This window comes from Flavobacterium lacisediminis, from assembly GCF_025909975.1.
Taxonomy (GTDB): domain Bacteria; phylum Bacteroidota; class Bacteroidia; order Flavobacteriales; family Flavobacteriaceae; genus Flavobacterium; species Flavobacterium lacisediminis.
Genome location: NZ_JAPCIO010000021.1, coordinates 1 through 1603, shown reverse-complemented (window position 1 = coordinate 1603; position 1603 = coordinate 1). Strand labels below are relative to the sequence as shown.

General features: G+C 24.6%; 2 protein-coding genes. Both read right to left on the bottom strand.

Translation table 11 applies throughout. The annotated features are described in order from the left end of the window. The coding region (locus tag OJ995_RS13470; protein WP_264369909.1) for a recombinase family protein at positions 1 to 419 on the bottom strand (419 nt) is incomplete at its 3' end. Positions 420 to 634: 215 nt separating this feature from the next. Next, positions 635 to 1543, bottom strand: coding sequence for a hypothetical protein (locus OJ995_RS13465; protein ID WP_264369908.1), 909 nt, complete (start codon positions 1541 to 1543; stop codon positions 635 to 637). Between the last annotated feature and the right edge of the window lie 60 nt (positions 1544 to 1603).

Sequence of the window (1603 nt, the reverse complement as noted above, 5' to 3'; positions counted from 1 at the left end):
CTAATTTTTATTGATCTTCTTTCATTGTCGATTTCTGGAATAGCTAAAAACATTGCCAACATAGCTTTGTTTTCGGGAATTCTCATATCTATTGGTTGTTCTATAGCTTGTACCTCTACTCCATATTTTTCAAGGGTTCTTATCATTATTAGTGAATCTGTTAGATTTCTTGAAAATCTGTCCCAGGAAGTAACTAGCAATAGATCTAAAGCTCCTTTGTTTTTCTTTAAAAAAGCAAGAAACTTTTGATATTCTGGTCTGTTGAAATTTTTAGCAGAATGGTCTTCACGAAAATCTTTTACAATTTCAATATTGTTTCTTCTACAATAGGTAACTAATTGTTCATGTTGAATATCTAAACTATATCCTTTAGCTTGTTCATCACTACTTACACGACACATTATGACTGCTCTTTTCATAATCATTTTTTTTATAAAATTCTTCAACAGTTAATTTTGCATAAAACTCTAATAACTCTTTAATTTCTCTAATATTCTCATCTGAATATTTAACTCCTTTTTTGTTTAATATTTTTTTACATTCTTTAAATGAAACCATGTTAATTACACATGTGCATCACTTTCGCTTTCTACGATAAGCTTACTATTTATTTATAGATCTGAGTTATTCAGTATCATAATTTTATTTTTTCGGTATCTTCAAAGTTTACTATATTTCCGTTAGCAATATCTATAGTTATCTTTTTATAATCCGACTTTTTAATGAGATTGATTATTTTGCTTTCTAAAGCTACTTTCTTTATTGTAGTAACTTCAATTAATTCAATATTACCTGTCTTGTATTTTACCTTTAATTGTTTAATTTTTTCGAAATTCTTTCTTATAATTTTTAACAACTTACTTTCTTGTTCCGTAAGTATCATTGTAAATAAATTATTTTTTATATCTTTTCTATTACTTAAAAATTTAGAAACATAATTACTTATTGGAATATTATAGAATGGAAAATTCAGAAAATCATCAACTAAACTTCTAACATTAGAGTTACTATATTCATTTAACATTGTATCAGAAAAAGGAAGAAAATATTGCGATTCATCTTTTCTTATAAATAAAGAAAGTTGCTCACCTGTATAGATTATATTTACAATAAAAATATCTAAAAGATTAAAATTAAACTCTTTATGAGGATCTAATTCATTTAATTCTTTATATAATTGAGAATATATTTGAAACTCTTTATTTCCAATAATTTTCTTTATTTCATCAAATAGTGTGATGTAATCATTTACTTTGAATTTATTTACAAGGACTTTTTTTAAGACAATTATATCTTCGTTGCTACAACCAAAATCTTTTAACTGTTCTACAATTTTTATCCAAACATATTCAGAATAACTAATTTTATTCCAGTTTCCTTTTTCTGCTTCATTGTATTCCGATAACAGATTAGATCTTTCCCAATTTTTAATATCTGAATAAACTATGTCGATCTCTGTCTTTAAAAATACTTTTTCCTGAACTTTATCAAATAAATCAGGAGCTTTTTCTAAAACGGAAAAGTAATCTGCAACGTTAATCATAGTAATATTTTTTAAGACAATACGAATTTATATAAAAGTTTGTAATAAAACAAACTTTTA